Consider the following 25,172-nt stretch of genomic DNA (forward strand, 5'->3'; position numbering starts at 1 on the left):
ATGCGCCCGTCCACCCCCTACCGCACGCTTTGCGCTCTGGCGCTGGCCCTGCTGACGGCCTGCAGCACGGCGCCCCAGCCACCCTCGGCAGCGCTGCTGCCCCCCACCCCAGCCACGGCCCAGGCCGCCGCAGCCTACGACGCGGGCATGGACGTGTTCCACCCCGTGGTGGCAAAAAATGGCATGGTCGCCACCGAGCAGGCCCTGACCACGCGCATTGGCCTAGAGGTGCTCCAGAGCGGTGGCAACGCCGTGGATGCCGCCGTGGCCGTGGGCTTTGCCCTGGCCGTGGCCCTGCCCAACGCGGGCAACATTGGCGGCGGCGGCTTCATGCTGGTGCATGAGGCGGCCAGCGGCCAAAGCGTGGCGCTGGATTTTCGCGAAACCGCCCCGGCCAGCGCCCAGCGCACCATGTACCTGGATGCCCAAGGCCAGGTGATCGACGGCAAATCGCTCTACACCCACCATGCTGTTGGCGTGCCCGGCACCGTGGCGGGCCTGACCCACGCCCTGCAGCAATGGGGCACGCTGCCGCTGGCGCATGTGCTGCAACCGGCCATTGACCTGGCCGAACAGGGCTACCCGGTCAGCACCACCTTGGCCCAAGCGCTGGAACGGGCCCAAACCACCATGGGCCGCTGGCCCGCCACCCAGGCCATCTTTTGGAAAAACGGCGCTCCGCTGCGTGCGGGCGAGCGGCTGGTGCAAAAAGACTTGGCGCATTCGCTGCGCCTGATCGCCCAGAACGGGGCCAAGGCGTTCTACGAAGGTGAGATCGCCCAGAAAATCGCTGCCGAAATGGCCCGGCACGGCAGCCCCATGACCCTGCACGACCTGCGCAGCTACCGGGTGGTAGAGCGCGAACCGGTGCGTGGCAGCTACCGGGGCTACCAGATCGTGACCATGCCGCCGCCCTCCTCCGGCGGTGCCCACCTGGTGCAAATGCTGAATATTTTGGAGCGCTGGCCGCTCAGGGACTGGGGGCCCAACAGCGCCCAAACCGTTCACCACATGGCCGAAGCGATGAAACTGGCCTACGCCGACCGCGCCGAGTACCTGGGCGATCCGGCTTTTGTCGATATCCCGTTGCGCGGTCTGACCTCGAAAAAATACGCCGACGCGCTGGCGCAGCAGATTCGCCCGGACAGCGCCCGCAGCGCCCAGACGATCAAGCCCGGCCATCCGCTGCCCTTTGAGAGCGACCAAACCACCCACTACTCGGTGGTGGACCAGGCGGGCAACATGGTGGCCGTGACCTACACGCTCAACACCAACTTCGGCACCGGCATCGTGGCCGCAGGCACCGGCATCTTGCTGAACAACGAAATGGATGATTTCTCCGCCAAACCTGGTGTGCCCAACGCCTACGGCCTGGTCGGCGGCGCTGCCAACGCCGTGGCCGCTGGCAAACGCCCGCTGTCGTCCATGACGCCCACCCTGGTGCTCAAAGAGCAGCAGCCCTGGCTGGTCACCGGCAGCCCCGGCGGCGCGCGCATCATCACCACCGTGCTGCAGCAAATCGTCAATGGCATCGACTTTGGCATGAACCCGGCCGAGGCCGCCGCCGCCGTGCGCTTTCACCACCAGTGGATGCCCGACGAGCTGCGCGTGGAAAAAGGCTTCTCGCCCGACACGCTGCACCTGCTGCGCCAAAAGGGCCAGAACGTGGTCGTCAAACCCGCCATGGGCCGCACCCAAACCATTCAAGTGCAAGGCCAGGCGCTGTGGGGCTACTCCGACCCGCGCAACCCCGATGGGCTCACCCTGGGCTACTGAGCCACCACCGACAACCGAAGCTGCGCAGCAAGCGAGGCGGCTTTCGTTACCCCAACATCACCGTCAGAGCGCAGCCCCACTAACAGGCAAGCCGCCTCCCGTCTGACTCACCGCAGTTGTCCGAGCGCAGCGCCCAACGGGCGCGTAGCGAGTTCTGCGGTGCCAAGCTGCGCCAGCACGCCTTCTTTGCTGACTTTCTTGCGCGCGCAAGAAAGTTAGTCGCCCGCCGGGGCGAAACCCGGCCAGCAGCCCCAAAAATCAAAAAACAAAGCTGTTACCGCCAATAAACACAAGCTTTAAAGCATTAAAACTATAAAAAATCAATAAATATCAGCGCGAACAGCTCTTTTAAAAGAAGCACCACCAGGCCACCACCAGCCACCATCCCCATCACCGCAAGGCCTGCAGCTGCTGCAACCGCTCCTGCCACGCCTCCTGCGAAGTCAGCAAGCGCATCGGCGGCAAAGCGGCCAGCAAGCGCGGGCCGTAGGCTTTTTCCAGCAAGCGGGTATCGGCAATCACCACCATGCCCTGGTCGGTTTCGCTGCGAATCAGCCGCCCCACGCCCTGCTTCAAGGCCATGGCCGCCTCGGGCAGCAGGTAGTCGTTAAAGGCGTTCAGCCCCAGCCCTTCGAGCTGGTGCGTGCGGGCCTGCACCAGGGGGTCGTCTGGCGGGGCAAAGGGCAGTTTGTCGATGATGAGCAGTTGCAGCGCATCGCCGGCAATGTCCACCCCCTCCCAAAACGTGGCCGAGGCCACCAGCACGCACCCCCGGCCCTGCACCGTGCCCTGGCGAAAGCGCTCCAGCAGCGCGTGTTTGGAGCCTTGGCCCTGCACCAGCACGTCGATCGCAGTAAACAGCCCGCCCGCTTGCCCGAACTGCTGCTGCAGGTGGTTGCCAATGGCCTGCAGCGCCTTGAGCGTGGTGGTCAGCACCAGCGTGCGCCCGCCCAGTTGCTGGGCACCAACCTGCGCCAAGCGGGCCACAAAAGCACTGTGCGCCGCCTGGGCCTGCACGGGCGGGGCATCGGGCGGCACGTACAGGCTGGCCTGCGTGGCGTAGTCAAACGGGCTGGCCACGCGCAAGGTGCGGGCCTCGGGCAGGCCACAGGTGCGGGTGAACCATTGCAAATCGTCGCTATCGCCCAGCGTGGCCGAGGTAAAGACCCAGGCTTGCGGCGTGCTGCCCGCCTGCACGATGGCCTGCAGCAAGGGCGCCACCGTCAGCGGGGCCTGCGTCAGCACCAGGTGCCGGGCCTGGCGGTCGAGCCAGCGCACGCTATCGACCGGTGCCGGGTGGGCAAACAGGGCCAGGGTGTGCAGCAGCTGCCCGGCCCGTGCCTGCAGCTGCGCCAGGGCGGGGGCGGCCTCTTGCACGCTGCCCAGGGCCTGCCAGACCAGGCGCAGGCTGCGCCCTACCCGGTGCAGTTGCGCTGTCCACTGGGCGGCATCCACCCCCTGGGGGCTGGCGCCAAGCCAGCTTTGCCGCACGCCCAGGGGCACCGTGGCGGCGCTGGCGCTCCAGTGCTGCACGGTCTGCTCCAGTGCCACCAAGGCATCCAGCCAGGGGTGCAGGCCCCGGGCGTGTTCGGTCGTTACGGCCATGGCATCGCGGGCAAAACCCAGCAGCTGGCGCGTGCTCAACGTGGTGCCGGCAAACTGCACCCCGGTGTCGTTGAGCTGGTGCGCTTCATCGACGATAACCACGCCCGCTTGCGGCAGCAGCGGGGCCACGCCCTCGTCCTGCAGCTGCTGGTCGGCAAAAAACAGGTGGTGATTGACCACGCAGACATCGGCCTGCAGGGCCTGGGCGCGGGCGCGATTGACGTGGCAGTCCGCCCAGAACGCACAATCGCGCCCCACGCAGTTGCTGCGCGTGGAGGTGACCAGGGGCAGCAGGGCCTCGGGCAGGCCGGGCAGTTCGGCCATGTCGCCCGTGCTGGTGGCCAGGGCCCATTGCTGCACCTGGGCAATCTGGCGCAGTACCTGGGGGTCGTGCGGGCTGCGGCTTTGGTGGATATTTTTCAGGCGGTGCAAGCACAAATAACTGCTGCGCCCCTTGAGCCGGGCCGCCCGCAACGGCAGGCCCAGCCGCTGTAGCAACTGGGGCAGATCGCGCTCGAACAACTGGTCTTGCAAGGCTTTGGTGGCGGTGGAGACCACCACTTTGCGCCCACTGAGCAAAGCCGGCACCAAATAGGCAAAGGTTTTGCCCACGCCCGTGCCCGCTTCCACCACCAAGGTGGCGGCATCGTCGATTGCCTGGGCCACCGCCTGCGCCATGGCTTGCTGCCCGGCGCGGGAGTGCAGCGCCTGCGGCCCTTGGGCCAGCACGCCCGTGGGGGCAAAAGCGGCGGCAACGGTGTGGGCAAGCAAGGCGGGGGGCAGCATGGCGGACATAGGCAAACAGGGCACAAAAAAGCACAACAAGAACACAAGAGACACACAGGGGCAAGGAGGATAAGCCAACGGCACACCAAGCCCCCAGGGCTTGGGCTAGGATGCGCAGCCTTTACTTTTTTGCCTGCTATGCGCCCTGTTTATTGGACGATTTTTTTGCTGCTGCTGAGCAACGTTTTTATGACCTTTGCCTGGTACGCCCACCTGCGCGAACTCAGTACCAAGCCCTGGTTTATTGCCGCCCTGGTCAGTTGGGGCATTGCACTGTTTGAATACCTGCTGCAGGTGCCGGCCAACCGCATTGGCTACCAAGAACTGAACCTGGGCCAGCTCAAAATTTTGCAAGAAGTGCTGACCTTGACGGTGTTTGTACCGTTTGCCGTGTTCTACATGAAAGAGCCGCTCAAGCTCGATTACCTGTGGGCCGGCTTGTGCCTGCTGGGCGCGGTGTACTTTATCTTTCGGGGGGAGTAGCCCCTGCCGGGGGCACGGGCAAAGGCTGGCCGCGTTGGCGGTTTTGCTCCGCTTGCACGCGCTCTTGCCGCTCTTTGGCCTGGCGCTGTTTTTCTTGCCAGTCGTGCTCAGCCTGCTGCTGGCGCTGGGCGGCTTGGGCTTGCTGGGCTTGCACCCGCTGGGCATGGTCGGCCTGGCGTTGGCGCTGCTGGGCGGCCCGGGCGGCAGCCTCTGCGGCGCGGGCCCCTTGCGTTTGCTCCAGCGCTGCAGCATCTGGGGCCGGTTTGCGGGTGTGCGCTTGCAGCGGTGCCGGGGGCACGGTCTGGGCTTGTTTGGCTTCAATGGCTTGCAGGCGGGCGGCTGCGCGTTCCTGGCGCTCTTGCTGGTTTAGCTCTAGCTCCCGCACCCGCAGCGGGGCCAGTTCGGCGCGGGCTTGGTCGCGCACGTCTTTTAGGCAATCCTCCACGGCAAAACGCTGGCGGCAGGCTTGTTCACCCGCCATTTGCGCCTGGGTGATGGCCGCGCGTTTGTCGGCAATGGCGGCGCGCTCTGCCGCCCTGGTCTGGGCGGAAGGGGTACCGGTTTGTGCCTGCCCTGTTCCATACGCCGCCAGGCAGACTGCGGCAATCCATAAACGATGCATGGGCTGCATTATCAGGTCAGTGCCGTCTCCACTTCGCGCCAGGGCAGATCCAGAAATTCTTGCGACTGCATTTCATTGAGGCGCGAGACGGTGCGCGGGAACTCATGCGCCAGCGGCCCTTCGGTATAGAGCTGCTCGGGCGGTACGGCGGCGCTCAAGATGAGTTTCACGCGCCGGTCGTAGAACACATCAATCAGCCAGGTAAAGCGCCGTGCGGGCGAGGCCATATTCACCGGCATGAACGGCACATTCGAGAGCAGCACCGTGTCGAACTGGCTGGCGATTTCCAGATAGTCGTTTTGCGAGCGCGGGCCGCCGCACAGCTCGCGAAAATCAAACCAAATGGTTTTGCCACTGCGCCGCAGTGCCGCGATTTGGCGCGATTCAATGGTGAACACCGGTTTTTCATCGGGCCCACTGGCCAGGCGGTCAAACGCTTGTTGCATGGCGGCATCGGCTTGCGCACCCAGCGGGCAGTGGTAAAGCTGCACCTGCTCCAGCGTGCGGCGGCGGTAGTCGGTGCCGTTGTCCACGTTCACGATCTGCATGCGCTCGTTGAGCAAGGCAATGGCGGGCAAGATGCGCTCGCGGTGCAGGCCGTTGGGGTAGAGCTCGTCGGGCACGAAGTTGGAGGTGGTGATAAAGCCCACGCCGTTGTCAAACAAGGCCACCAGCAGGCGGTACAAAATCATGGCATCGGTGATGCCCGAGACGTGAAACTCATCAAAACAAATGAGTTTGTAGCGCTTGGCGATTTTCGCGCCCAAGGCATCCAGCGGGTTTTGTGTGCCCTGCAGGATGTTGAGCTCACGGTGGACCTCGCGCATAAATTCATGAAAGTGCAGCCGCACCTTGCGCTTGATGGGCACGTTGTTAAAAAAGCAATCCATCAAAAAGCTTTTGCCGCGCCCCACCCCGCCGTACATGTACACGCCCTTAGGAATCTCGGGCTTGTTCAGCAGTTTTTTGAGCGCATTGGAGCGTTTGGCTTTGTACGCCGCCCAATCGTCGGCGCAGCGCTGCAAGGCGGCCACGGCGCGCAGCTGCGCCGGGTCGGCGCTAAAGCCTTTGGCGGCCAGCTCGGCTTGGTAGGCTTGTTCTACATTCACGGCCATCCTCCTCAAAAAGATAGCTATTACCGCTCAATTAATAAAGTTTTTAGAGTGATTTATCTCTAAAAACGCCTATTTATCAGCGCCAATAGCTATCTTTTTATAAATATGAATTCATAAAAAATAGAGCTGCCAGCGCTTTATACACAAGCGCTGGCAGCCAATTTAAGCCACTGAAATTAGAAATTCAGCGTGCGCTTGTCCACGGCCAAAGCCGCCTCTTTGGTCGCTTCTGACAGCGAGGGGTGGGCGTGGCAGATGCGCGCGATGTCTTCGGCGCTGGCCTTGAACTCCATGGCCACCACGGCTTCAGAGATCAGCTCGGAGACCATCGGGCCGACCATGTGGACACCCAGGATTTCGTCGGTGGCGGCATCGGCCAAGAACTTCACAAAGCCGGTGGTATCGCCCAGCGCGCGGGCGCGGCCATTGGCCAGGAAGGGGAAGCTGCCGGCCTTGTACTTCACGCCGTCGGCTTTGAGCTGCTGCTCGGTGCGGCCCACCCAGGCGATTTCGGGGCTGGTGTAGATCACCCAGGGGATGGTGTTGAAGTTCACATGGCCATGCTGACCGGCCATGCGCTCGGCCACGGCCACGCCCTCTTCTTCGGCTTTGTGCGCCAGCATGGGGCCACGCACCACGTCGCCCACGGCCCAAACGCCGGGCAGGTTGGTTTGGCACAGGTCATTGACCACAATCGCGCCGCGCTCGTCCAGTTGCAGGCCCACGGCTTCGGCATTCAGGCCGTTGGTGTTGGGCACGCGACCAATCGAAACAATCAGCTTGTCCACGGCCAGGTTCACCGCTTCGCCCTTGGCGTTGGTGTAGGCCACGGTCACGCCTTTTTTGGATTTTTTGATGTCGCCAATCTTCACGCCCAGCTCAATTTTCAGGCCCTGCTTGTCGAAAGCTTTTTTGGCTTCTTTGGCCACTTGCTCGTCCACGGCGGCCAGGAAGGTGGGCATGCCTTCCAGCACGGTCACATCCGCGCCCAGGCGGCGCCAGACGCTGCCCATTTCCAGACCGATCACGCCCGAGCCGATCACGCCCAGCTTTTTCGGCACGGCATTGACGGCCAAAGCACCGTCGTTGGACAGGATTTGCTGCTCGTCAAACTCCACGCCGGGCAAGGGGCGGGCATTGGAGCCGGTGGCCACGATGACCTGCTTGGCCAGCAGGGTCTCGGCGTTTTTGCCGGTCACCTGGATTTCATACCCACCCTCTACGGCCTTGCTGAAAGCGCCCCGGCCGTGGAAGAAGGTGACCTTGTTCTTCTTGAACAGGTACAGGATGCCGTCGTTGTTTTGTTTGACGATGGCGTCCTTGCGGGCAATCATTTTGCTCACGTCGATGGCCACCTTGCCGGTGCTGATGCCGTGCTCGTCAAAGTGCAGCTGGGCGTGTTCAAAGTGCTCGGACGACTGCAGCAGCGCCTTGGAAGGAATGCAGCCCACGTTGGTGCAGGTGCCGCCAGGGGCTGCGCCGCCTTGGGCGTTCTGGGCTTCGTCGATACAGGCCACGTTCATGCCCAGCTGGGCAGCGCGAATGGCGGCAATGTAGCCACCAGGGCCAGCGCCGATCACGACGACATCAAATTGCTTGCTCATAAAAAATCTTTCTCTTGCTTGAAAAAGCCCACCGCCGGAATCCGAGGGTGGGCCGCATTGTGATTAAACCCGGACGATCTGGATTACAGATCGAACAGCAGGCGCGAGGGGTCTTCCAGCGCATCCTTCATGGCCACCAAGCCCAGCACGGCTTCGCGGCCGTCGATGATGCGGTGGTCGTAGGACATGGCCAGGTAGTTCATCGGGCGCACCACCACTTGGCCGTTTTCGACCACGGCGCGATCCTTGGTAGCGTGTACGCCCAGGATGGCCGATTGCGGGGGGTTGATGATGGGGGTGGACATCATCGAACCGAAGGTGCCGCCGTTGGAGATGGAGAAGGTGCCGCCGGTCATCTCTTCAATGCCCAGCTTGCCGTCAGCGGCTTTTTTGCCAAATTCAGCGATCTTTTTCTCGATGTCGGCAAAGCTCATCTGGTCGGCGTTGCGCAGGATGGGCACCACCAGGCCACGGGGCGAGCCCACAGCGATACCGATGTCGAAGTAGCCGTGGTAGATGATGTCGTTGCCATCCACCGAAGCGTTCAGCACGGGGTACTTCTTCAGGGCGTGCACAGCCGCTTTCACGAAGAAGGACATGAAGCCGAGCTTGACGCCATGTTCTTTGGTGAAGGCATCTTGGAACTTCTTGCGCAGCTCCATCACGGGGGCCATGTTCACTTCGTTGAACGTGGTCAGGATGGCGTTGGTCGATTGCGATTGCAGCAGACGCTCGGCCACGCGGGCACGCAGGCGGGTCATGGGCACGCGCTGCTCAGGGCGATCGCCCAGGTTTTGCGGTGCGGGCGCGGCCACTTGGGGCAGCGTGGCCTTGGGCGCGCCGGTGGGGATGGCAGCGGCGGCGGCAATGGCAGCCAGGGCATCGCCCTTGGTCACGCGGCCATCTTTGCCCGAGCCAGCCACGTTGGCAGCGCTCAGCTTGTTTTCGGCCAGCAGCTTGGCGGCAGCGGGCATGGCCACATCGCCTTTGTTGCCGCCGGTGGCGGCCGCGGGTGTGGCGACTGCGGCGGGGGCTGCTGCCGGGGTTGCGGCGGCAGCAGGGGCAGCGGCAGCCGCGCCAGCTACGGCCTCTGTATCAATTTTGGCAATCACTTGCTCGGTGGTCACAGTGGCACCGTCGCCCTGCACAATTTCGCTCAGCACGCCAGCGGCGGGGGCGGGCACTTCCAGCACGACCTTGTCGGTTTCAATTTCAATCAGGATTTCATCAACGGCAACGGCTTCACCGGGTTTTTTCTTCCAGTTGAGCATGGTTGCTTCGGCGATAGATTCCGACAGCTGGGGCACTTTGACTTCTACGATGGCCATGGGGGTCTCTCTTGATAAATAGGGTTCAACAACAAAGCGCACGCGCAAGCCCCATGCAGGGGCACTGGGCTTGGGCGAGGAAGGCTTATTTGGTCAGCACAAAGCCTTTGAGCTTGGCAAAAGCGGCTTCCACCAGGTTCTTTTGCTGCTCCACGTGCAGATGGGCATAACCGCAAGCGGGGCTGGCGCTGGCCGGGCGACCGGCATAGCCCAGCTTTTGACCGGCAAGCATGTTCTCGTGGATGTTGTGCTGGATAAAGAACCAAGCGCCTTGGTTTTGTGGCTCGTCCTGGCACCACACGATGTCGGTGGCCTTGCTGTATTTTTTCAACTCGGCAGCAAACGCTTTGTGCGGGAAAGGATAGAGCTGCTCAACGCGCACGATGGCCACATCGGTGGCACCGGATTCTTCGCGCTTTTTCACCAGGTCGTAATACACCTTGCCCGAGCAAGCGATCACGCGCTTGACCTTGGCGGCGTTTTTCACGATGGCTTCGTCTTGCTCAGGAATCACCGTTTGGAAGCCACCTTTGGTGAACTCGGACAGCGGCGAGGTGGCATCCTTGTTGCGCAGCAGCGACTTGGGCGTGAAGATGACCAAGGGCTTGCGCAGGTTGCGCACCATTTGACGACGCAGCACGTGGAAGATCTGGCTGGCCGTGGTGGGCTGCACGAGCTGCATGTTGGTGTCGGCGGCCAGCTGCATGAAGCGTTCCACGCGGGCCGAGCTGTGCTCGGGGCCCTGGCCTTCGTAGCCGTGCGGCAGCATCAAAGTCAGGCCATTGATGCGGCCCCATTTGACTTCACCCGAGGCAATGAACTGGTCGATCACCACCTGCGCACCGTTGGCAAAGTCGCCGAATTGGGCTTCCCAAATTACCAGCGAATTGGGATCGTTCGAGGCGTAACCGTATTCAAAGCCCAGTACTGCCTCTTCCGACAAGATGGAGTCGATGACGACAAACGGTGCCTGATTTTCAGCCACGTTTTGCAACGGAATATACGTGCCCACGTCCCAGCGATCACGCTTTTGGTCGTGAATCACGGCATGGCGGTGAGTAAAGGTGCCACGGCCACAGTCCTCACCAGACAGGCGCACGGGATAGCCCGAGGTCACCAGCGAGGCAAAGGCCATGTGCTCGCCCATGCCCCAGTCCACGTTGATCTCACCACGGCCCATGGCGGCGCGGTCGGCATAGACCTTCTTCACCAGGTTGTGTGGGGTGACCGATTCGGGAATGGTGGTCAGCTTCTCGGCCAGACGCTTCCATTCGGTCAGCGGGATGGCGGTATCTGCCGCGTCGGTCCACTTCTGGTTCAGGAAGGGGCTCCAATCGACGGCGTACTGGCTCTTGAAGTTGGTCAGTACCGGATCGACGGTATGGCGGCCTTCATCCAAGGCAGCGCGGTAGGCCTTGGCCATGTCGTCACCCAGGGTAGCGCCCAGGCCTTGGGCCGCCAATTTGTCGGCGTAGAGCTTGCGTGTGCCGGGATGCTGGGCAATCTTGCTGTACATCAGTGGCTGGGTGAGCATGGGGGTGTCTTGCTCGTTGTGGCCCAGTTTGCGGAAGCAAACAATGTCCACCACCACGTCTTGGCTGAACTCCATGCGGTATTCCAGGGCCAGCTGCATGCACAGCGCGACGGCTTCCGGATCGTCGCCATTGACGTGCAGCACAGGCGACTCGACCATTTTCACGATGTCGGTGCAGTAGGTGGTTGAACCTTTGTCGCGCGGGTCGGACGTGGTAAAGCCGATCTGGTTGTTGATGATGATGTGCACCGTGCCGCCTGTGGTGTAGCCACGGGTTTGCATCAGCGCCAGCGTCTCTTGGTTCACACCTTGGCCGGCAAAAGCGGCATCGCCATGCACCAGCACCGGCAGCACTTGCTTGCCCTGCGGGTCACCACGGCGATCCATGCGCGAGCGCACGGAGCCTTCCACCACCGGATTGACGATTTCCAGGTGCGAGGGGTTGAACGCCAGGCTCAGGTGCACCGGACCGCCAGCGGTAGATACGTCGGAGCTGAAGCCTTGGTGGTATTTCACGTCACCGGCGGGCAGGTCTTCGGGGGCGGTGTGCTCGAATTCGGCAAACAAATCCTTGGGCATCTTGCCCAGGGTATTGACCAGCACGTTCAGGCGGCCACGGTGGGCCATGCCAATCACCACTTCCTGCACCCCTTTGGTGCCTGCGGCATTGATCAGCTCGTCCATTGCCACGATGAAGCTCTCGCCGCCTTCCAGCGAGAACCGTTTCTGGCCAACATACTTGGTGTGCAGATAGCGCTCTAAGCCTTCAGCCGCAGTCAGGCGGTCGAGGATGCGTTTTTTCTGCTCGGCATTGAATACCGGCTTGGAGCGATTGGACTCCAGCTTTTGTTGCCACCAGCGCTTTTGCACTTGGTCGGTGGTGTACATGTACTCGGCGCCGATGGTGCCGCAATACGTCTCGCGCAGGGCATTGAGCAACTCGCGCAGCGGCATGGTTTCTTTGCCAAAGAAAGTGTTGCCTACATTGAACACGGTCTCTTGGTCGGCATCGGTGAAGCCGTAGAACGCAGGATCGAGTTCAGGAATGGCAGGACGCTCAGTGCGCTTGAGGGGATCCAGATCGGCCCAGCGCTGGCCCACGTTGCGGTAGGCGGCAATCAATTGCTGCACCGCTACGCGCTTGCGCCCCAGATCAGAGTCGGCACCAGCGGCCACGACAACGCTCGTATGGCCTTGCTTGGCACGCTCGGCAAAAGCGTTGATCACCGGCAGGTGCGGCACGTCTTTGGCATCACTGCCATCCACTGCGGGCACATGCTGCAGGGCATCGAAGTATTCGCGCCACGAATCAGGAACGCTGCCGGGGTTGGTGAGGTAGTTTTCGTACATCTCCTCGACATAAGGGGCATTGCCGCCGAAGAGATAGGTGTTGCCTTGGTAGGCTTGATAAACAGTTGGCTGATCGCTCATGCTTCGCTGACATCCGCTTTCCTGAGGAAAGCATTGTTGGTTAGAGAACCTCCCGCGACACGGCTGTACCGATTGGCGGATGCGACTGTGGCTGTGGAAGGGCCTGGGTGCAGAGCGCCATTGTGCCACTGAAACAAACTGGCGGCCTGCAACTGTCTTTTATAAGACTACAGAAGTGAATTTTTGCGCAGTGGCATTTTCCCTAGCTGTTTCAGGGCACGGGGCTGTGCCTGCAATTTGAGATCATGAACACGTTCCAAGACTGGGGCGTTCTCGCATACCATTGCGGGCCATCGGTTGGATGACTGTTTTTAGCCCCTTAATCTTTCGCCTGTATGCGTTCTACCTCTGCTGCCCAACGCGCTTTTTTTATTCTGCTTGCGGGCGTAACGATTGGCTTTGCGGCCATTTTGTGGCCCTTTATGGGGGCGATTTTTTGGGCGGTGGTGCTGGCCATTTTGTTTCAGCCTTTAAATCGCCGTTTGCGCCTTCGCTGGCCAAAGCACTTGAATTTAACCAGCATGGCCACCTTGCTGATTTGCCTGGTGATTGCCGTTTTTCCGCTGGTGCTCATCAGCATTTCCGTGGTGCAAGAGACCACCGCAATCTACGCGCGGATGGTCAGCGGGCAGCTCGATTTCGGGGCCTACTTTCAGCAAATTTATGCCGCGCTGCCCAGTTGGGTGGGCGAGATTTTGGAGCGGATGCACCTGACCTCGCCCGAGGCCATTCAAGAAAAGCTCTCCACCTTGGCCACCGAAGCGGGCAAGCTCATTGCCGGCAAGGCTGTTGAGCTCGGTGGTAACACTTTGGGTTTTGCCGTCAGCTTCTGCATCATGCTGTACCTGCTGTACTTCTTTCTGCGCGATGGGCAGCAATTGGCACACCGCATTCGGGACACGATTCCACTGCTGCCAATCCATAAGGAAGAATTGATTCAGAAATTTGCCACCGTCATTCGCGCCACCGTGAAAGGCAACTTGGTGGTGGCTGCAGCGCAAGGGGCTTTGGGCGGGATGATTTTCATGGTGCTAGGCATCCAAGGGGCGGTGCTGTGGGGCGTGCTCATGGCCTTTTTGTCGCTGCTGCCGGCCGTGGGGGCCAGTTTGATTTGGGGGCCGGTGTCGATTTATTACCTGGCCACGGGCGCCATCACCAAGGGGGTGGTTTTGACCCTGTACGGTATTTTGGTGATTGGCTTGGTGGACAACCTGCTGCGTCCGCTGCTGGTCGGCAAAGACACCAAGCTGCCGGACTATGTGGTGTTAATTTCGACCCTGGGGGGGATGGCCCTGTTTGGTTTGACGGGGTTTGTGATTGGCCCGGTCATTGCCGCTTTGTTTATCGCAAGCTGGGATATCTATAGCTTTTCGGCAGAGCGCCGCTCGGTGGAAAAGCCCCCTCAAAAATCGTAAAAACCGGCCGATAATGCCCTTATGCCAAAAATAAAGCCCCTTCTCCTGCGCTGTGCGATTCCCATTCTGGCTGCTGGCTTGCTCAGCGGCTGCCTCGAAGAAATCCCCGGTATGGGCCCCCCTCCCAAAGTGGCGGCCAAACAAAAAGAAGATCGGGCCACCGGCAGCGCCTGCCGCTACGCCGTGCGCAGTATTGAAGACTGCTACCTGCTCAACCCCAAAGCCACGCGCAATGATGTTTTTACCGGCTGGAAAGAGATGGATGCCTACATGCGCGAGAACAAAATCGAGGGCGTTCCTTCGGTCTTAACCCCCAGCCTGGGCGCGGCTGCAACAACGGCTCCCAAAGAAGAAATCATCACCGAGTCGGCTACCGGCAGCAAATAAACACTCAGCCTGGCCCCAACAGGTTGAAAAAGATTGAAAAAACCGACCTGCGCCATAGAGTGCAAGGTCGGTTTTTTTAGTGGTGCAGCGCAGAGGTCAGGCGTTTGTGCAGCCGTTCAGGCGCAGCGCTCAAACACCGCCATGCTCTCAACGTGGGCGGTGTGCGGGAACATGTTCACCACCCCGGCGGCCACGCAGCGGTAACCGGCCAGGTGCACCAGCAGCCCGGCATCGCGGGCCAACGTGGCGGGGTTGCAGCTGACGTACACAATGCGCTGCGGCGGCTGCCAGGCTTCATGGCCAGCGGGCAAAGCCACGGCATCGGCGGCACCGATGCGGGCCTGGTGAATGTCGGCCAGGGCTTTGCTCAAGGCAAACGCGCCTTCGCGCGGGGGATCGACCAACCATTTGTCGGCGTGGCCATCGGCCATGAGCAACTCAGGGGTCATGTTGAACAGATTGCGAGCTACAAATTCAGTAGCTGCAAGCGTTTGATTTTTAAGTCTTTCAGCATTATTAAAGCTGTAATTCTCTTTAGAGCGTGCGACCAGCGCTTCACTTCCTTCAATCCCCAGCACCTGCCCGGCCTGGGTGGCAATCGGCAAAGTGAAGTTGCCCAGGCCGCAGAACCAGTCAATCACGCGGTCGGTTTTTTGCGCCCCCAATAGGCGCAGGGCGCGGGTGACCAGCACTTGGTTGATGTGCGGATTGACCTGGGTGAAATCGGTGGGTTTGAACGGCATGGTGATGCCGAACTCAGGCAGGCGGTAGGCCAGTTGGGCCGCGTGCTGCGGGTCGAGCAAATGCACGGTGTCCGGCCCCTTGGGTTGCAGCCACCATTGCACACCGTGCTGGGCCGCAAAATCGCGCAGCCGGGTTTTATCGGCCTCGCTCAAGGGCTCCAGGTGGCGCAGCACCAGGGCGGTGACGGTATCGCCGCACGCCAGTTCGATTTGCGGGCAGGTATCACGCGCATCCATGCTGGCGATCAGGCCACGCAGGGGCATAAGCAGGGCATCAACGTGCGGGGGTAGCACTTTGCAGGTCTGCATGTCGGCGATGTAGCGGCTTTTTCGCTCGTGAAAGCCGATGAGCACTTCGCCCTTTTTGATCACATGGCGCACCGCCAGCCGGGCGCGGTAGCGGTAGCCCCAAGCGGGGCCTTCGATGGGGCGCAGGATGGTGTCGGCCTTGACCTTGCCCAAGTGCCACAGGTTGTCCTCCAGCACACGCTGTTTGCTGGCGACCTGGGCACTCACATCCAAGTGCTGCATCTTGCAGCCGCCGCAAGCGCCGGTGTGCAAGCCAAAGTGGGGGCAGCCTGGGCGCACGCGCAGCGCTGAGCTGCGGTGGATGGCGGTGAGCTCGGCCTGCTCCCAGTTGTTTTTTTTGCGCTTGGTTTGGGCGCTGACAAGCTCTCCGGGCAAAGCGCCATCGATAAAGACAACTTTGCCATCGGGGCGGTGGGCTACGCCCTGCGCATCCATGTCCATGGATTCGATGCGCAGCCAGCCCTCGGGCAGATCCGTGGGCAAAGGGCTGTCGGCGCAAGGGGCGCAAGGGGCGGGGAATGCAGCAGGGGCAGGCGGGGGGGAATGAGGAATGTTCTGTTCAGACATGGTGCGCGGATTGTCTCAGAACGTGTTCACGATTTCCGCGCGAAGGGGTGCGGGATGCGGATCGGGATGGGCTGCAAGGCGCAAACCACAGACATAGCCGTAGCTATGGCGAGGATTTGCAACGCCGCAGACCGCCCGAGGCCGCGACTGCACACCCGCGAGGAGGTTGTGAGCACGTTCTCAAACCCATCGCGCATCCTGGGCATCCTCACCTGCCGCTGGCTTAGCGATTGGCATAAATTTGGTCAAAGCTGGCCCCATCGACAAAATGCGCCTGGCTGGCTTTGCCCCAGCCGCCAAAGGCCTGGTCAATGGTGAGCAGTTCCAGGCGCGGGAAGCGGTCGGCAAACTCGGCCTGCACCTGGGGATCGGTGGGACGGTAGTGGTGCTTGGCCGCGATGCGCTGGCCTTCGGGGCTGTACAAGTGTTGCAAATAGGCTTGGGCGACCGTGCGCGTGCCTTTTTTGTCCACGACCTTGTCTAGCACAGCCACCGAGGGCTGGGCCAGGATGGACAGGGAGGGAACGACGATTTCCACCTTGTTCGGGCCAAACTCTTTGAGCGCCAGAAAGGCCTCGTTCTCCCAAGCCAGCAGCACATCGCCCACCCCACGCTGCACGAAGGTGATGGTGGAGCCGCGTGCGCCAGAGTCCAGCACCGGCACATTGCGGTAAAGCTGGCGCACAAAATCCCGCGCTTCTTCGGCGCTGCCGTACTGGCGCTCGGCATACGCCCAGGCGGCCAGGTAGTTCCAGCGGGCACCGCCGCTGGTTTTGGGGTTGGGGGTGATGACTTTCATGTCTGGGCGCACCAGGTCATCCCAGTCTTTCACCCCTTTGGGGTTGCCCTTGCGCACCAAAAACACAATGGTCGAGGTGTAGGGGGCGCTGCCATGGGGCAGGCGCTGCTGCCAGTTGGCAGCCAAATGTCCGCCATGCTGCACCAAGGCATCAATGTCACCGGCCAAGGCCAGGGTGGCCACATCGGCATCAATCCCATCAATGATGGAGCGCGCTTGCTTGCCCGAGCCGCCATGCGATTGCTTGACCGTAACCACCTGCCCCGTTTTGGCCTTCCAGTGCTTGGCAAATGCTTGGTTGTAGTCCGCATACAGCTCGCGGGTGGGGTCGTAAGAGACGTTCAGCAAAGTCACGGCTTGCGCTGTTGGCGTCGCTTGCTGGGCCCAAACTGCTGGGGCGCTGAGCGCTAGGGTCAAGCTCCCGGCAAGGGTAAGCACGGTGGGAATCTTGATAAAGTTGCGGCGATTTTTCATCGTGGGCTTTCTTTGGAGAAGTTTTCTTTTGAAAAAGGGGAACAAGCAGCGTGCTGTTGCCACGCATTCTCAAAGCAAGCTTATAAAACTCAAACCAATAGAATTTCAGTTTGTTATTACTTAAAAATCTGAAATCAACAAGGACCCTGTTATGACGCGCACCGTTTACTGCATCAAATTGAATAAAGAAGCCGATGGCCTGGATTTGCCCCCCTACCCTGGCGAGCTGGGCAAGCGCATTTTTGACAATGTCAGCAAACAAGCCTGGGCCGCTTGGCTCAAGCACCAGACCATGCTGGTCAATGAAAACCGCCTGAACCTGGCCGATGCCCAGGCCCGCAAATACTTGGCCAAACAAATGGAAGCGCACTTTTTTGGCGATGGGGCCGAAGTGGCTGCGGGCTACACGCCGCCTTCGGCCTGAAGGGCGTGCGCATCGCCATGCCATAATCACGCGTTTTTTGCGGGAGAGAGGGCTGCCGTCACCACCAGCCCCGCCGAAGGCGCAAACTCCCATAATCGCTCAGGCCCCGGTACCGCAAAAAGATTTCGCCGACTGGAGAGCAGCCACCGCCTGGCCCATGGCCGGGCGCAGTGGCTCACCGAAGGGGCAAGTGCGCCACCCGCGCACGCAACTCTCAGGTAACAAGGACAGCGGGAGAGGCAACCACCCCCTCTTTCATCTCCTTCACCCCGCAAGGTGCTTATGCTGCTGCCCTCGACTTCTTTGCTGGACTCCTTCCAGCTCTCGCAACTGACCACCATGCTGGTCATCTACCTGATTGCCATCACGGCCGAAGCCATGTCCGGCGCCCTGGCTGCGGGGCGGCGCAATATGGATATTTTTGGCGTGGCCGTGATTGCCTTTGTCACCGCGCTGGGCGGGGGCACCATCCGCGACATGGTCTTGGGCCACTACCCCATTGGCTGGACGCAGCACCCCGAATACGTCTATCTGGTCATTGGCGCCGGGCTGCTAACCACCGTCATCGCCCGCCATATGCGCCACTTGAAGCAGGTGTTTTTGCTGCTCGATGCCATGGGGCTGATTGCCTTTTCGCTCATCGGCTGCAGCGTGGCGCTAGAGCATGGCTACCCGCGCGTGGTGGTCATCATGGCCGGCATGCTCACGGGCATCAGCGGGGGCATCGTGCGCGATGTGCTGTGCAACCAGGTGCCGGTGGTCTTTCGCCGTGAGCTGTACGCCAGTGTCTCGCTGGCCGTGTGCTTGCTGTATTGGCTGCTCAGCGCCTGGAATGTGAGCCACGACATCAACATCGCCGTGTGCTTTGCCGGTGGCCTGGCGTTTCGCCTGCTGGCCATTCGCCTGAAGTGGCGTTTGCCGGTGTTTTCCTACCAAGAGCGCTGGGAATGAGTGGCCTGCTGCCAAACTGGCTGGCCCCCTTGCCCCGCGCTTGGGCGCAGCACGCCACGTGGCGCGTGTTGGATGCCAGCGGCAATGCCGATGCCCTGCTCGCCCTGCACCGGGCTGTTTTCAGGGCGGCCCCGCCGCCGCGCCCAGCCCCCCCAGCGGTACTGCATTACGTGCTGGTGCTCCACGATGCCCAGGCCCTGCAAACCCAAGCCCCTGCCGCTTGGCAGCCCTGCTTGCAAGGCCTGTTACCTGGTGTCCACCGGCTGGCACTGGAAGGCGGTGCGCTGCAATTGACCCTGTGGCTGGGCCCGACAGAGAGCGTGCTGCGCCAGCAAAGCATGGTGGCCGACACCATTTTGATCGGCAGCGCCGAGGGTGCTTCGGCCTGGCTCGCCCCCCATGCCCTCAAACCGCTGCTGCGCCACTGCCAGCGCGGAACCCAATTTTTAGGAGCAGCTCACGCAGCACTGGCCACGCTATTGGCCAAAAATGGCTGCACGATTGCCCCTGAAACACCCGCCCTGCACGCCCGCTTTGACCCGCCCTGGACGCTGCGCAAAACCCCACCCCCAAGCGCCCCACCCGGCACTGCCTTGGTCATAGGTGCGGGGCTGGCTGGCAGCAGCGCCGCCTGGAGCCTGGCCCAACGCGGCTGGCAAGTCACCGTTTTGGGCCAAGGCGCAGCGCCTGCCGATGGGGCCTCGGGCTTGCCTGCGGGGCTGTTTTGCCCGCACACCTCGCCGGACGATTGCGTACTGTCGCGCCTGTCGCGTGCTGGGCTGCAGGTGCTTTTGCCGCGCTTGCAGCAGCTTTGCCAGGCCGGGCAAGACTGGGCTTTAAGCGCAGTGTTAGAGCACGACACGCAAGATCAAAAACAACTTGCCTGGGAAGATGGCCCTGGTTTGGCTTGGAGCCAAGCGGCCAGCGCTATGCAATGCGCAGCAGCCGGCTTGCCCGCGGATGCCCGCGCGGTGTGGCACCACCGTGCCGGTTGGTTGCGCCCGGCCGCCTTGGTGGCGGCGCAATTGCAGCATCCCAATATTCGTTTTGTTGGCCACGCCGATTGCGCCCAACTGCAAAGCCAGCAGGGCCAATGGCAGGCGCGGGGCCACCAGGGCCAGCTTCTGGCCCAGGCGGGTATCGCCATTTTGGCCGCCGGGCCGGCCAGTGCGCCCTTTCTTCCCACGCACTGGCGGCTGCAGCCCCTGCGTGGGCAAGTCACCTGGGGGCGCTGCACCGCGCACACCGCCCACGCCCTGCCGCCCTTTCCGGTCAATGGCAGCGGCAATTTGGTGCCCCACGTGCCAGATGCGCATGGGGCCTTTTGGGTCATGGGCTCCACCTTTGAACGCGATGTCAGCGCTCTGCCCGTCGCTGCCGCCGACCAAGCCGCCGCCCACGCCCACAACCTGGGCAAGCTGGCGCAACTGCTACCGGCCAGCGCTGCACCCTTGGCCCCGGCCTTTACCCCGGGCGATCCGGCCTGCCAAGCCACCTGGGCACGGGTGCGCGTGGCCAGCCACGACCGCCTGCCCATCATTGGCCCGGTGCCTGGGCCGGATGCGGGCTTATTCGCCCTGACCGCCCTGGGCGCACGCGGCATTACGCTGGCGGCCCTGTGCGGTGAACTGCTGGCCGCCCAGCTGCATGCCGAGCCTGTGCCGCTGGAGGCCGCTTTGGCCCAGCTGCTTGGCACCCAGCGCCTTTTAAAACACAATTAATATAGCTGTTAGCGCTTGCTGTATAAGCGCTAGTGGCATATTTCATAGATAAAAAATGCACGCTTTATTGGACTGTATTGCCCAGCTGACCCCGCCCACCGATGCCGGCCGGTTATTTCATGGCCGGGGCGGACGCTACCCCGGCTGTGAGCACCTGAGCCTGGATGCCTACCCCCCCGTGCTGCTGCTAACCAGCTTCACCCCCTTGGATGCGGCCAGTCTGGCGGCAATCGACCAGGCGCTGCAGCAACGCTTTGCGGCCTTGGGGCAAACGTTGAACTGGGTGTACCAACAACGTGGTGCGGGGGCGCACAACCAGCTGATGCGTGGCACGGTGCCGCAGCTGCACACCGTCAGCGAAGGCGCTGCCCGCTACCGGGTGCGCCTGCTGCAAGGGCAAAACCACGGCCTCTTTTTGGACATGGCGGCCGGGCGCGCATGGGTTGGCCAGCACATACAAGCCCTGCGCGAACAAGGCCATGCGGACATCAAAGTGCTCAATTTGTTTGCCTACAGCTGCGCTTTTTCTATTGCCGCACTGCAGGCCGGGGCCAGCGAAGTCATCAATATGGACATGGCCAGCAGCACCCTGGCCCTGGGGCGCGAAAACCACCAACTCAACCAATTGACCGGGGCCAAATTTTTTGCCCATGATATTTTCAGCAGCTGGGGCAAACTCAAGCGCCTGGGGCCGTATGACCTGGTCATTGCCGACCCACCCAGCTACCAAAAAGGCAGCTTTGTTGCCACCAAAGACTATGCCCGCCTGGTGCGCCGCCTGCCCGATTTGCTGACCGCCCAGGGCCACGCCCTGCTGTGCCTGAACGCCCCGGAGCTGAGCAGTCAGTTTCTGCGCGACACCGTCGAGGCCGAAGCGCCCGCGCTGCAATTCATCCAGCGCCTGGCCAACCCGCCTGCGTTTGCCGATGTGGATGAGGAATGCAGCTTGAAAGTGCTGGTGTACCAACAAGGCCCCACCCCCCAGCCGCCACCGCACTGAGAACGTGAACACGTTCTGAGGCGCAAGGCCATGCCAGCCGGAAAAGAAAAACGCCCGATGCTGCTCTGCACCGGGCGTGATGGGCCAGGCCGCTAGGCCATTTGGCGCTAGGCAGTTAGGCGCGTTAGGCCATTACTTGCGCTGCGGCGGCACGTCGGTGCAGCTGCCGTGGGCCACTTCGGCGGCCATGCCAATGCTTTCGCCCAGTGTGGGGTGCGGGTGGATGGTTTTGCCAATGTCCACGCTGTCCGCACCCATCTCAATGGCCAAGGCAATCTCGCCAATCATGTCGCCCGCATGGGTGCCGACAATGCCGCCGCCCAGGATGCGGTGGGTTTGCGCATCAAACAGCAGCTTGGTAAAGCCCTCGTCGCGGCCATTGGCAATGGCGCGGCCCGAGGCGGCCCAGGGGAACAGGCCTTTTTTGACCTGAATGCCTTGCGCCTTGGCTTGGTCTTCGGTCAGGCCCACCCAGGCCACTTCGGGGTCGGTGTAGGCCACGCTGGGAATCACGCGGGCGTTGAACGCGGCGGCGGCCAGTTCTTTGTTGCCCTGCAATTCCCCGGCGATGACTTCGGCCGCCACATGCGCCTCGTGTACCGCTTTGTGCGCCAGCATGGGCTGGCCCACGATGTCGCCAATGGCAAAGATGTGCGGCACGTTGGTGCGCATCTGGATGTTCACGTCGATAAAGCCGCGCTCGGTCACGGCCACGCCCGCCTTGTCGGCACCGATTTTTTTACCGTTGGGCGTGCGGCCCACGGCTTGCAGCACCAGGTCGTAAGTGCCTTCGCTTTGGGTGCCATCCAGGCCCTCGAACTGCACCTTAATGCCTTCGGGGGTGGCTTGGGCACCGACGGTTTTGGTTTTCAGCATCACCTTGTCAAAGCGGTGCTGGTTCATTTTTTGCCAGACTTTGACCAGATCGCGGTCCGCGCCTTGCATCAGGCCGTCCATCATCTCGACCACGTCCAGGCGTGGCGCCCAGCGTGCTGTACATGCGTGTCTCCTCGGTTGTGGTGGTGGCAATTTAGTGGGTTCACTCCATTTACCAGCCCCTGCCCGTGGCGCGCGTGCTGGAGGGCGCCAGCGTCAGCCTGTACGGCCAGGCGGGCGCCATGCGCGCCGCCGACCACCAGTTCCAGCAGGCCTTGGTGGTGGGCGTGATGGATCGGCTGGGCGCGCCGGGCGTCAGGTTCGACGTGGAGGGCTCGGGCTATGGCTTTCGCGTGGTGCGGCAGATTCCTGCGGCCAAGGCGCAGATGCCGACTAGCTGCCAGATGCAGCGGCCCTGAGCCAGTGTCAACCGGGCGCAACAACGAATCGGAATCTTGATTTACATTCATTACGATTTTTAAAAAAAATCAGTTACAAATGATGCAGCAACACAGCCATGTCCGATCCGGGCGAACCTTTTCGGCACTTGGCAGGTTGGATCGTATTTGGCTGCGCCGGCACGCGAGTGCCGTCCAGGCAGCTCAAATATCTGCAAAGAATCACGTCAACAAGGAGGGGAACCATGTTTATTTTTCGGATGGGTTTGCGTCAGAAATTCGTGCTGATGCTGCTGGCAACGGTGGCGGTGTTGTTGTTTGCGCAGTGGGCGGTGAGCCGGGCCAATGAGGAAATTGACCGAGCGAACAGGCAACGCTATGTGTCCTATTTGCTCGCTGACGAACTGCGGCAAAGCTCCGATGACTTGACACGACTGGTGCGCACCTATGTGGTCACGGGTGATCCACGCTGGGAGCAGCAGTACAACGAAGTGGTCAACATCCGTAGCGGTAAGCAGCCTCGCCCTGCCGGGTACGAGGGCATTTACTGGGACTTTCGGGCTGCTGACACGGCTCCTGGGGGGGCGGGGGGGGCTACGGGCCCAGCTATGGCGCTGCTGGACATGATGAGAAGCGAGGGTTTTTCTGATGCTGAACTGGCCAAGCTCAGCGAAGCCACACGGAAGTCGACCGAGTTGATAGACACCGAAACCCAGGCCATGAACCTTGTCAAAGGGCTGGTAGCTGATGGCAAGGGAGGCTGGTCGCAGGCCGCGCCTGATTTGGAGCAAGCACGCGAGTTGGTGCACAACCAAGCATATCACCGCGTCAAGGCGCAAGTCATGGTGCCGATCAATGAATTCTTTCAATTACTTGATGCACGTACGACGGGGGTCGTACAGGCGGCCAAAGAGCGTGTGGAGTTTTGGCGTTGGATGGAGATTGTCGGCAGCGTAATCATGCTGGGCCTGTTTTTCGTCGTGTTCTTCCGCATCTTCACCCGCATCGTTGACTCCATGCACAAGGCGGTCGGCTTCACCGAGGCCGTGGCAGAGGGCGATTTGACAAAGGATCTCCAGAGTTCGGGGCATGACGAGGTGGCGCAGCTCATGAATGCCTTGGGACGGATGCGAAACAAGCTGGTGCAGGTGGTTTCCACGGTGCGCCAGGCCAGCGATTCGGTGAACACGGCGAGTGCCGAGATCGCCCAGGGCAACCATGACCTGAGTGCGCGCACCGAGTCCCAGGCCAGTGCCCTGGAGGAGACGGCGGCGTCGATGGAGCAGCTTTCGTCCACGGTGCGGCAAAACGCCGACAACGCACGCCAGGCCAACCAGCTGGCGCAAAGTGCGTCGTCGGTGGCCACCCAGGGCGGGCAGGTGATGTCGCAGGTGGTGCAGACCATGGAGGGCATCAGCGACAGCTCCAGAAAGATTGCCGACATCATCAATGTGATCGACGGCATTGCCTTCCAGACGAACATCCTGGCCCTCAATGCCGCGGTCGAGGCAGCGCGCGCCGGCGAGCAGGGACGCGGCTTTGCCGTGGTCGCTGGCGAGGTGCGCAGCCTGGCCGGCCGCTCCGCGGACGCGGCCAAGGAGATCAAGCAACTCATCTCCGAGAGCGTGAATCGGGTCGATGCGGGAACGCAGCTCGTCGGTCAGGCCGGCGCCACCATGAACGAGGTGGTCACGAGCATCCGCCGGGTCACCGACATCATGGGCGAGATCAGTGCGGCCAGCAGCGAGCAGAGCGCCGGCGTGAGCCAGGTGGGAGAGGCGGTCACGCACATGGACCAGGCCACGCAGCAAAACGCGGCCCTGGTGGAGGAAATGGCGGCGGCGGCGAGCAGCCTGCACGGCCAGGCGCAGGAGCTGGTGCAGGCGGTGGCGGTGTTCAAGCTTCACCCGGGCGAAAGCCTGGGGGCCACGGCGTGCTGAAGGTGGCTCCTGCAGCCGCTCCCATCGCGGCGCCAAAGCCTGCCGTGAAAGCGCCTGTGCGCAAGACGGCGCTTCCCGCGGCCGGCAAGCCGGCAGCCCTTCCCAAGGCCAAGGCCGTGGCCGCGGGTGGCGATGATGACTGGGATTCTTTTTAAGGCACCGCTTGCCCCGTCAGGGGGCGGCGCGCGCCGCCACCACCGCCCGGCCCAGCTCGATCACCGCCATGGCGTAGTAGCTTGACCAGTTGTAGCGCGTGATGGCGTAGAAGTTCTCGGTGCCCGCCACGTAGGTGGGCGCATCGCCACCGTTTTCCAGTTCCACCAGGGCCAGCGGGCCAGCGTGTTGGGCGCCCGCCGCATCCAGCAAAGCGCCCTTGGCCTGCATGCTGGTGGCGCTGAAGGTGGGCAGGATGTCGGGGGCCAGCAATTCGTCCATCTTCACCGTGGCGGGGTCGAATTGCACGCTGTAATGCGTGGGCATGCCGGTGGTCCAGCCGTGGCCCTTGAAGTAGTTGGCCACGGAGCCGATGGCGTCCGTGGGGCTCCTGAACAAATCGATGCGGCTGTCGCCATCAAAGTCCACGGCAAACCGGGCCCAGCTGGAAGGCATGAACTGCCCCAGCCCCATGGCGCCCGCGTAGCTGCCGCGCACCTCAAACGGGTCGATGTTGGTGCGGTTGGACAGGCTCAGCCACTGCTCCAGCTCGCGGCGGAAGAATTCGGTGCGCTCTTTGGCGCGCGGGTGGGCTGCCGGGAAGTCAAACGCCAGGGTGGCGAGCGCGTCCATCACGCGGAAGTTGCCCATCTGCTGGCCGTACGGATAGGCGTTTTAACCGCATGAGGCCAAGTATCGCACCGCGGAAGCGCCATCAAGCCGGCTGAGAC

At 62.1% G+C, this 25,172-nt stretch carries 17 protein-coding genes, 3 pseudogenes and 1 riboswitch; of the genes and pseudogenes, 10 read left to right on the forward strand and 10 right to left on the reverse strand.

All coding sequences use genetic code 11. The features are described from left to right. Window positions 1-1,776, forward strand: coding sequence for a gamma-glutamyltransferase (ggt, locus tag ACFO24_RS01825; RefSeq protein WP_377736504.1), 1,776 nt, complete (start codon window positions 1-3; stop codon window positions 1,774-1,776). 390 nt (window positions 1,777-2,166) lie between these two features. Here the strand turns inward: ggt and ACFO24_RS01830 are convergent, their stop codons facing one another. Next, window positions 2,167-4,176 carry an ATP-dependent DNA helicase gene (locus ACFO24_RS01830; RefSeq protein WP_377736505.1) on the reverse strand — a complete coding sequence of 670 codons (2,010 nt, stop codon included), beginning with the start codon at window positions 4,174-4,176 and terminating at the stop codon, window positions 2,167-2,169. 129 nt (window positions 4,177-4,305) lie between these two features. On the opposite strand from ACFO24_RS01830, the gene ACFO24_RS01835 reads away from it, so the two are divergent. Continuing rightward, a complete protein-coding gene (locus tag ACFO24_RS01835) occupies window positions 4,306-4,650 on the forward strand; it encodes a DMT family protein (RefSeq protein ID WP_207576183.1) in 345 nt (114 codons plus the stop codon). Here the strand turns inward: ACFO24_RS01835 and ACFO24_RS01840 are convergent. The 5 genes from ACFO24_RS01840 to ACFO24_RS01860 all read right to left on the reverse strand — a co-directional run bounded on the left by ACFO24_RS01840 (window position 4,631) and on the right by ACFO24_RS01860 (window position 12,284). Further along, on the reverse strand, window positions 4,631-5,272 hold the full coding sequence (locus tag ACFO24_RS01840; protein ID WP_377736506.1) for a hypothetical protein: 642 nt from the start codon (window positions 5,270-5,272) through the stop codon (window positions 4,631-4,633). The genes ACFO24_RS01835 and ACFO24_RS01840 overlap by 20 nt on opposite strands. 11 nt (window positions 5,273-5,283) lie before the next feature. Next, a complete protein-coding gene (gene zapE / locus ACFO24_RS01845; protein WP_377736507.1) occupies window positions 5,284-6,381 on the reverse strand; it encodes a cell division protein ZapE in 1,098 nt (365 codons plus the stop codon). Window positions 6,382-6,563: 182 nt separating this feature from the next. Continuing rightward, complete coding sequence (lpdA, locus tag ACFO24_RS01850) at window positions 6,564-7,991, reverse strand: dihydrolipoyl dehydrogenase (protein ID WP_377736508.1); 1,428 nt, start codon at window positions 7,989-7,991, stop codon at window positions 6,564-6,566. An 83-nt stretch (window positions 7,992-8,074) separates the two neighbouring features. Further along, window positions 8,075-9,319 (reverse strand): 2-oxoglutarate dehydrogenase complex dihydrolipoyllysine-residue succinyltransferase, encoded by a 1,245-nt coding sequence (gene odhB, locus ACFO24_RS01855; RefSeq protein WP_377736509.1) that lies wholly within the window; start codon window positions 9,317-9,319, stop codon window positions 8,075-8,077. A gap of 85 nt (window positions 9,320-9,404) precedes the next feature. Then, entirely contained in the window at window positions 9,405-12,284 is a 2,880-nt protein-coding gene (locus ACFO24_RS01860; protein WP_377736510.1) for a 2-oxoglutarate dehydrogenase E1 component, read from the reverse strand. 335 nt (window positions 12,285-12,619) lie between these two features. Here ACFO24_RS01860 and ACFO24_RS01865 point away from each other — a divergent pair, with 335 nt between their 5' ends. Then, window positions 12,620-13,699 (forward strand): AI-2E family transporter, encoded by a 1,080-nt coding sequence (locus ACFO24_RS01865; protein ID WP_377736511.1) that lies wholly within the window; start codon window positions 12,620-12,622, stop codon window positions 13,697-13,699. A gap of 111 nt (window positions 13,700-13,810) precedes the next feature. Then, window positions 13,811-14,086 (forward strand): hypothetical protein, encoded by a 276-nt coding sequence (locus ACFO24_RS01870; protein WP_377736512.1) that lies wholly within the window; start codon window positions 13,811-13,813, stop codon window positions 14,084-14,086. A gap of 116 nt (window positions 14,087-14,202) precedes the next feature. On the opposite strand, the gene rlmD is transcribed toward ACFO24_RS01870, so the two are convergent. Next, a complete protein-coding gene (rlmD, locus tag ACFO24_RS01875; RefSeq protein WP_377736513.1) occupies window positions 14,203-15,705 on the reverse strand; it encodes a 23S rRNA (uracil(1939)-C(5))-methyltransferase RlmD in 1,503 nt (500 codons plus the stop codon). A gap of 223 nt (window positions 15,706-15,928) precedes the next feature. Beyond that, window positions 15,929-16,978, reverse strand: a complete 1,050-nt coding sequence (locus tag ACFO24_RS01880; protein WP_377736514.1) for a sulfate ABC transporter substrate-binding protein — start codon at window positions 16,976-16,978, stop codon at window positions 15,929-15,931. Window positions 16,979-17,129: 151 nt separating this feature from the next. Between ACFO24_RS01880 and ACFO24_RS01885 the strand changes: the two genes are divergently transcribed. The 4 genes from ACFO24_RS01885 to ACFO24_RS01900 all read left to right on the forward strand — a co-directional run bounded on the left by ACFO24_RS01885 (window position 17,130) and on the right by ACFO24_RS01900 (window position 21,074). Then, window positions 17,130-17,402, forward strand: a complete 273-nt coding sequence (locus tag ACFO24_RS01885; RefSeq protein ID WP_207576298.1) for an oxidative damage protection protein — start codon at window positions 17,130-17,132, stop codon at window positions 17,400-17,402. A 30-nt stretch (window positions 17,403-17,432) separates the two neighbouring features. Further along, a riboswitch (glycine riboswitch) is annotated at window positions 17,433-17,527 on the forward strand. 160 nt (window positions 17,528-17,687) lie between these two features. Next, window positions 17,688-18,353: a trimeric intracellular cation channel family protein gene (locus tag ACFO24_RS01890; protein ID WP_377736519.1), complete on the forward strand. Its 666-nt coding sequence runs from the start codon at window positions 17,688-17,690 to the stop codon at window positions 18,351-18,353. Then, on the forward strand, window positions 18,350-20,074 hold the full coding sequence (gene mnmC1, locus ACFO24_RS01895) for an FAD-dependent 5-carboxymethylaminomethyl-2-thiouridine(34) oxidoreductase MnmC1 (protein ID WP_377736515.1): 1,725 nt from the start codon (window positions 18,350-18,352) through the stop codon (window positions 20,072-20,074). The genes ACFO24_RS01890 and mnmC1 overlap by 4 nt, the downstream gene beginning before the upstream one ends. A 55-nt stretch (window positions 20,075-20,129) precedes the next feature. Then, window positions 20,130-21,074 (forward strand): class I SAM-dependent methyltransferase, encoded by a 945-nt coding sequence (locus tag ACFO24_RS01900; protein ID WP_377736516.1) that lies wholly within the window; start codon window positions 20,130-20,132, stop codon window positions 21,072-21,074. A 132-nt stretch (window positions 21,075-21,206) separates the two neighbouring features. Here the strand turns inward: ACFO24_RS01900 and ACFO24_RS01905 are convergent. Then, a pseudogene (locus ACFO24_RS01905) lies at window positions 21,207-22,074 on the reverse strand (dihydrolipoyl dehydrogenase family protein); the annotation flags it as partial. A 58-nt stretch (window positions 22,075-22,132) separates the two neighbouring features. Here ACFO24_RS01905 and ACFO24_RS01910 point away from each other — a divergent pair. Further along, window positions 22,133-22,369: pseudogene (locus ACFO24_RS01910) on the forward strand (branched-chain amino acid ABC transporter substrate-binding protein); the annotation flags it as partial. Window positions 22,370-22,593: 224 nt separating this feature from the next. Continuing rightward, the gene (locus ACFO24_RS01915) at window positions 22,594-24,288 is read left to right on the forward strand and encodes a methyl-accepting chemotaxis protein (RefSeq protein ID WP_377736518.1); all 1,695 of its coding nucleotides are present in this window, start codon (window positions 22,594-22,596) and stop codon (window positions 24,286-24,288) included. Window positions 24,289-24,459: 171 nt separating this feature from the next. Here ACFO24_RS01915 and ACFO24_RS01920 read toward each other — a convergent pair. Beyond that, window positions 24,460-25,104 (reverse strand): annotated as a pseudogene (locus ACFO24_RS01920) (lytic murein transglycosylase); the annotation flags it as partial. Window positions 25,105-25,172: the final 68 nt, after the last annotated feature.

The organism is Comamonas denitrificans, assembly GCF_042654745.1.
Lineage (GTDB): Bacteria > Pseudomonadota > Gammaproteobacteria > Burkholderiales > Burkholderiaceae_C > Comamonas > Comamonas denitrificans.

Coding starts and splice junctions, on each gene's coding strand:
- ggt (WP_377736504.1), top strand. CDS start 1: ATGCGCCCGTCCACCCCCTACCGCACGCTTTGCGCTCTGGCGCTGGCC.
- ACFO24_RS01830 (WP_377736505.1), bottom strand. CDS start 4,176: ATGTCCGCCATGCTGCCCCCCGCCTTGCTTGCCCACACCGTTGCCGCC.
- ACFO24_RS01835 (WP_207576183.1), top strand. CDS start 4,306: ATGCGCCCTGTTTATTGGACGATTTTTTTGCTGCTGCTGAGCAACGTT.
- ACFO24_RS01840 (WP_377736506.1), bottom strand. CDS start 5,272: ATGCATCGTTTATGGATTGCCGCAGTCTGCCTGGCGGCGTATGGAACA.
- lpdA (WP_377736508.1), bottom strand. CDS start 7,991: ATGAGCAAGCAATTTGATGTCGTCGTGATCGGCGCTGGCCCTGGTGGC.
- odhB (WP_377736509.1), bottom strand. CDS start 9,319: ATGGCCATCGTAGAAGTCAAAGTGCCCCAGCTGTCGGAATCTATCGCC.
- ACFO24_RS01860 (WP_377736510.1), bottom strand. CDS start 12,284: ATGAGCGATCAGCCAACTGTTTATCAAGCCTACCAAGGCAACACCTAT.
- ACFO24_RS01865 (WP_377736511.1), top strand. CDS start 12,620: ATGCGTTCTACCTCTGCTGCCCAACGCGCTTTTTTTATTCTGCTTGCG.
- ACFO24_RS01870 (WP_377736512.1), top strand. CDS start 13,811: ATGGGCCCCCCTCCCAAAGTGGCGGCCAAACAAAAAGAAGATCGGGCC.
- rlmD (WP_377736513.1), bottom strand. CDS start 15,705: ATGTCTGAACAGAACATTCCTCATTCCCCCCCGCCTGCCCCTGCTGCA.
- ACFO24_RS01880 (WP_377736514.1), bottom strand. CDS start 16,978: ATGAAAAATCGCCGCAACTTTATCAAGATTCCCACCGTGCTTACCCTT.
- ACFO24_RS01885 (WP_207576298.1), top strand. CDS start 17,130: ATGACGCGCACCGTTTACTGCATCAAATTGAATAAAGAAGCCGATGGC.
- mnmC1 (WP_377736515.1), top strand. CDS start 18,350: ATGAGTGGCCTGCTGCCAAACTGGCTGGCCCCCTTGCCCCGCGCTTGG.
- ACFO24_RS01900 (WP_377736516.1), top strand. CDS start 20,130: ATGCACGCTTTATTGGACTGTATTGCCCAGCTGACCCCGCCCACCGAT.
- ACFO24_RS01915 (WP_377736518.1), top strand. CDS start 22,594: ATGTTTATTTTTCGGATGGGTTTGCGTCAGAAATTCGTGCTGATGCTG.